This window comes from Pseudoalteromonas sp. TB51 (assembly GCF_000498055.1).
GTDB lineage: Bacteria > Pseudomonadota > Gammaproteobacteria > Enterobacterales > Alteromonadaceae > Pseudoalteromonas > Pseudoalteromonas atlantica.
The window spans coordinates 1-4,872 of the sequence record NZ_AUTO01000353.1 but is presented as its reverse complement, the minus strand read 5'-3'; the positions used below and the strand labels follow the sequence as shown (position 1 = coordinate 4,872).

The window sequence follows — 4,872 nt, the reverse complement described above, 5'->3', positions numbered from 1 at the left end:
GCTAACCAAGCTTCAATGAAAGAAATGTTTGAAGTGGGCGGCGATATATTCTCGGTTATGGTGACCGTTGATGTGATTGTGGCGAATATTTGGATGGCTGTTTTATTACTAATGGCCGCAAACCATAAAAAAATTGATGCCGCAACAGGGGCTGATACAACCGCCATAGAAGATTTAAAAAACCGTGTTGAGCAATACCATGCAGAGCATGCCCGCATGCCGACACTCAATGACTACATGACCATTATTGCCATAGCATTTGGTATAACGGGGCTTGCTCATTTTTGTGCCGACTTTTTAGGGCCGTTTTTTGCAAACAATTATGCGTGGGCTAAAGAGTACAGCTTAAACAGTAAATTCTTTTGGCTAATTGTTATTTCAACCACTATTGGTATTAGTTTATCATTTACTAAAGTAAGGCAAATAGAAGCGTTTGGCGCATCAAAAGTTGCTTCAAGCTTTTTATATATTTTAGTGGCATCAATTGGCTTACATATGAACGTAACCGCTATATTTAGTAACCCTGGGTTATTTTTAATTGGGGCTATTTGGATGCTAACACACGCAAGTTTAATGCTGATTGTAGCCAAACTAATAAAAGCCCCGTTATTTTATATGGCGGTGGGCTCGCAAGCTAACGTTGGCGGCGCTGCGTCGGCGCCTGTGGTGGCTTCTGCGTTTCACCCTTCGCTTGCGCCAGTGGGCGTTTTATTAGCTGTACTAGGGTATGGTGTAGGTACATATATGGCCTACATTTGTGGATTAATGATGCAAGCAGTTGCACCTTAAGGAATTTAAATGAACAACCAAGTAATTGATATTAATAACATTGAGCTGGCAAACGACAAACCATTTGTATTATTTGGTGGTATGAATGTTTTAGAGTCGCGCGATTTAGCAATGCGTATTGCAGAGCACTATGTAGAAGTAACGTCTAAATTAAATATTCCTTATGTATTTAAAGCCTCGTTTGATAAAGCGAATCGCTCATCAATAAATTCTTACCGCGGCCCTGGTATGGAAGAAGGCTTAAAAATATTTGAAGAGATTAAAAATACCTTTAACATTCCGCTTATAACCGACGTGCACGAACCACACCAAGCAGCGCCTGTTGCTGAAGTGGTTGATGTAATTCAGTTACCTGCATTTTTAGCACGCCAAACAGATTTAGTGGTAGCTATGGCTAAAACGGGTGCCATTATTAATGTGAAAAAACCACAGTTTTTAGCACCGCACGAAATGCGCCATATCATTACTAAATGTAATGAAGCAGGTAATGATAATGTTGCACTGTGTGAGCGCGGCTCAAGCTTTGGCTACAACAACTTAGTTGTTGATATGCTAGGTATGGATGACATGAAAGCCATGGCACCGGTTATTTTTGATGCCACTCATGCACTACAGCGCCCAGGCGGGCGAGCAGACTCTGCTGATGGGCGCCGTGCACAAGCTGCCGAGCTTGCTCGCAGCGGCATGGCATTGGGCATTGCGGGCCTATTTATTGAGGCTCACCCTAACCCTAATGAAGCAAAGTGTGATGGTCCATGTGCCTTGGCACTTAGCAAGCTTGAAGGGTACTTATCGCAAATGAAAGCAGTAGATGATTTAATTAAAAGCTTTGCACCACTAGATACAAGCGCAAGCGATTTATAATTTAACACCTATTTAGGTAATAGTTAAAAAGCGACTTAGGTCGCTTTTTTTATTCCATTAATATACACACACAACGATGCTGTATATAATCTTACGCATAAGAAAAACTAATTCTAAGCTTGGTTATTATGTCAAGACGAGTCCCCCCATTAAACGCACTTAAAGCTTTTGAAGCCGCGGCACGCCATTTAAGCTTTACTAAAGCAGCGGAAGAGCTGTATGTAACGCAAGCGGCAGTGAGCCATCAAATTAAAACCCTTGAAGAGCATTTAGGCTTAAAATTGTTTTTACGTAAAAATCGCTCGTTATTATTAACCGAAGAAGGCCAAGGCTACTTTTTAGATATTAAAGAGATTTTTACCCAGCTGATAGATGCGACCGAAAAGCTACTTGCTCGCGGTGCAAAAGGCTCGCTTACCGTAAGTTTAACCCCGAGTTTTGCAATTCAGTGGTTGGTACCTCGATTAAGTTTATTTAACGAACTCCACCCCGAAATCGATGTGCGTATAAAAGCGCAAGACCAAGACGAAAACTCGTTAACCGATGATGTAGATATTGCTATTTACTACGGCCGAGGCCACTGGAGTGGAGTTCAAACTTACAAATTGCACACCGAGTATTTAGTGCCTTTATGTAGCCCACTGTTATTAAGCGGGCATAAACCGCTTAATCAACCGAGTGACTTAGCCCAGCACACCTTGTTACACGATACCACGCGGCGTAACTGGAAAACCTGGATGAAAACGGCAGGTGTACGTAATGTACAAGTGAATCAAGGCCCTATATTTAGCCACTCATCGATGGTGCTCCAAGCCGCGGTGCACGGTCAAGGTGTAGCAATAGGCAATAGTGTGCTTGCCAAACCCGATATTGACGCGGGCCGTTTAGTGATCCCATTTAGCCACAGCTTAGAGAGTAAAAACGCGTATTACTTAGTGATTAGAGAGTCGCAAACAGAGCTGGGTAAAATAGTCTCGTTTAAAGATTGGATGCTGAGCTTAGTTGAACAAGAACAAGAGTATTAATAATGATTGAATGGTTTAAAAGCGCAACACAGCCGGCTATTGCACAGTTTATATTTGCGCATGGTGCCGGAGCTGGATCAGATTCTGATTTTATGCAGCATATGGCTAAACTCATTAGTGCGCAGGGTATTGATGTAGGTTTATTTGATTTTGAATACATGCAAATTGCTAAACAAACACAAAAACGTAGGCCGCCAGAGCGAGCCCCTAAACTGTTAGCTTATTACGAGCAAGTACTGACAAATGCGCAACCTAATTTACCGCTATTTATTGGCGGCAAGTCGATGGGCGGGCGTATGGCGTCTATGCTTGCTTGTAGCTCTACACAACCGATTGCAGGTGTATTAGCGTTTGGCTATCCGTTTCATCCGCCCGGTAAGCTAGATAAGCTGCGCACCGATCATTTTGCAGACATACCTTGCCCGTTTTTAGTCTTACAAGGCGAGCGAGATACCTTTGGCACCCGTGAAGAGCTTAAAACGCTTTCTATGCCAAAACAGCCAAGCTATGTGTGGCTTAGCGATGGCGACCATTCACTCAAACCACGCAAAAAAAGTGGTGTGAGCGAGCTGCAAAACCGTGAAACTGCAGCGCTTGAAGCAGGTAAATTTATAGCCAATAGAGTGGAGCAATTATGATTAAATTATTTTTACTCACAGGCAGCTTTTTTTGCATGCTGTCGGTTATGTTAGGGGCGTTTGCCGCGCATGGTTTAAAAAGCCGTTTAACGGAGTATTCACTCGGGGTATTTAAAACCGCAGCTGAGTATCAAATGGTGCATGGTTTAGCGCTTATAGCCGTGGCGATTCTTATTAAGTGGGGTATTAATTTAACCGTGGCGGGAGGTTTTTTTATTGCCGGTACACTGCTTTTTAGTGGCAGTTTATATTTATTAGCGCTAAGCGGCATGAAGTGGTTAGGCCCAATAACCCCATTAGGTGGGTTATGTTTTATAATTGGTTGGGTTGTTATTTTAGTGCAAGTTGCACGATTTAAGTTTTAAAGAGTTTAAGGGTTAATATGTCTAGTGTTGTGATTTATTGTCGTAGTGGTTTTGAAAACGATGCGGCTGCTGAAATAACGTTTCATGCTGCCGAGCAAGGTTTTGCCGGCTATGTAAAAGCCAAACCAAATACCGGCTACGTGATTTATGAATGTTTTGAAGCGCAACACAGCGACGAAATAATCAAAAAGGTCGACTTTAGAAATATGGTATTTGCGCGCCAGTGGTTTGCTGGCACGTTAATCGAAAATATGCCGGTAGAAGATAGGGTCACTGCATTAAAAGAAGCCGCAAAGGATTTTCCTTTGTGTAGTGAATTGCGCGTAGAAACCCCCGATACTAACGAAGGCAAAGAGCTACTGACCTTTTGTAAAAAAATATCAACGCCGTTAAAAAAAGCACTCGAAAAGCAAAACACGGTATTACGTGAGCCAAAGGCAAACCGCCCGGTAATGCATGTACTATTTTTAGCAAACAATGCCGCGTATGTAGGGTATTCGTATAGTTATAATAATTCGCCGTTTTTTATGGGCATTTTACGTTTACGTATGCCAAGTGACGGACCGAGCCGCTCAACGTTAAAACTTGACGAAGCCTTTAATGTTTTTATCCCTGAAAAAGAGCGAGAAGCGCGAGTACAACCAGGCATGCGAGGGGTTGATTTAGGCGCTTGCCCAGGCGGTTGGACCTATCAATTAGTACGCAGAGGGATGTTTGTTAGCGCAATAGATAATGGCCCAATGAACGATAGTTTGATGGAAACAGGCCAAGTTAAACACTTTAGAGCCGATGGTTTTAAATACCGCCCAGAAAAAAGAAATATTAACTGGTTAGTGTGCGATATGGTGGAAAAACCAACCAAAGTGACTAATCTAATGATTGACTGGGCAGTAAACGCATACGCCAAAGAGCTGATATTTAATTTAAAGCTGCCTATGAAAAAACGCTTTGATAGTGTTTATGAATGCCTAACGATGATCAAAGAAGAGCTTACTAAGTACGGTATAACCTATGAGTTGCAAGCTAAGCATTTGTATCATGATCGTGAGGAAATCACCGTTCATTTAAACGTTGTTAAGGTGCCCCAAAATTTGTATAGCTAAATCATAGAGGCATAAAAGTGGTATTAAATAATGTTTATAAATGGCTAGGATTACTTTTTTTATCACTTTTAATAGCCGGTTGCGGCGG

6 protein-coding genes are annotated in these 4,872 nt (G+C 42.1%); all 6 read left to right on the top strand.

The window, feature by feature from the left end; genetic code table 11:
- The coding region (locus L650_RS24185) for a DUF819 domain-containing protein (protein WP_029774504.1) at positions 1-789 on the top strand (789 nt) is incomplete at its 5' end.
- Positions 790-798: 9 nt separating this feature from the next.
- Complete coding sequence (gene kdsA / locus L650_RS24180) at positions 799-1,653, top strand: 3-deoxy-8-phosphooctulonate synthase (protein ID WP_029774503.1); 855 nt, start codon at positions 799-801, stop codon at positions 1,651-1,653.
- A gap of 128 nt (positions 1,654-1,781) precedes the next feature.
- Positions 1,782-2,678, top strand: coding sequence for a transcriptional regulator GcvA (locus tag L650_RS0122700; protein WP_004588843.1), 897 nt, complete (start codon positions 1,782-1,784; stop codon positions 2,676-2,678).
- A 2-nt stretch (positions 2,679-2,680) separates the two neighbouring features.
- Entirely contained in the window at positions 2,681-3,316 is a 636-nt protein-coding gene (locus tag L650_RS0122695; protein WP_029774502.1) for an alpha/beta family hydrolase, read from the top strand.
- Positions 3,313-3,681, top strand: coding sequence for a DUF423 domain-containing protein (locus tag L650_RS0122690; RefSeq protein WP_024034182.1), 369 nt, complete (start codon positions 3,313-3,315; stop codon positions 3,679-3,681). Before L650_RS0122695 ends, L650_RS0122690 begins: the two co-directional genes overlap by 4 nt.
- Before the next feature lie 17 nt (positions 3,682-3,698).
- Positions 3,699-4,784 carry a 23S rRNA (cytidine(2498)-2'-O)-methyltransferase RlmM gene (rlmM, locus tag L650_RS0122685; RefSeq protein ID WP_029774501.1) on the top strand — a complete coding sequence of 362 codons (1,086 nt, stop codon included), beginning with the start codon at positions 3,699-3,701 and terminating at the stop codon, positions 4,782-4,784.
- The last annotated feature ends 88 nt before the right edge of the window (positions 4,785-4,872 follow it).

What these genes read in the sequence shown, in the direction of transcription:
- L650_RS0122695 (WP_029774502.1), top strand. Translation starts at nt 2,681, where the DNA reads ATGATTGAATGGTTTAAAAGCGCAACACAGCCGGCTATTGCACAGTTT.
- L650_RS0122700 (WP_004588843.1), top strand. Translation starts at nt 1,782, where the DNA reads ATGTCAAGACGAGTCCCCCCATTAAACGCACTTAAAGCTTTTGAAGCC.
- kdsA (WP_029774503.1), top strand. Translation starts at nt 799, where the DNA reads ATGAACAACCAAGTAATTGATATTAATAACATTGAGCTGGCAAACGAC.
- rlmM (WP_029774501.1), top strand. Translation starts at nt 3,699, where the DNA reads ATGTCTAGTGTTGTGATTTATTGTCGTAGTGGTTTTGAAAACGATGCG.
- L650_RS0122690 (WP_024034182.1), top strand. Translation starts at nt 3,313, where the DNA reads ATGATTAAATTATTTTTACTCACAGGCAGCTTTTTTTGCATGCTGTCG.